Raw genomic sequence first — 288 nt, 5'->3', positions numbered from 1 at the left:
GCCACGGCCTTCGGCCGCTTCGGAGAGTTCGCCTGCCAGACGCAGAGCCATCGACTTCTCGCTGCGCTTCTTCGCAGCCTCACGCAGCCAGCGCATCGCCAATGCCATACGACGCGACGGGCGCACTTCGACCGGAACTTGATAGTTGGCACCACCAACGCGGCGGCTCTTCACTTCGACCACCGGCTTCACGTTGTTGAGCGCAACCGTGAACACTTCCAGCGGGTCCTTGCCACCCTTGGTCTGGATTTGTTCGAATGCGCCATAAACGATGCGCTCTGCGACCGA

At 61.8% G+C, this 288-nt stretch carries 1 pseudogene; it reads right to left on the bottom strand.

Annotation, left to right across the window (positions count from 1 at the left end):
* Nucleotides 1-288: pseudogene (locus tag SB816_RS30955) on the bottom strand (30S ribosomal protein S7); the annotation flags it as partial.

This window comes from Achromobacter sp. SIMBA_011 (genome assembly GCF_046535435.1).
Classification (GTDB): domain Bacteria; phylum Pseudomonadota; class Gammaproteobacteria; order Burkholderiales; family Burkholderiaceae_B; genus Achromobacter; species Achromobacter dolens.
The sequence above is the reverse complement of the archived record's forward strand: the minus strand, read 5'-3'. Positions and strand labels throughout refer to the sequence as shown.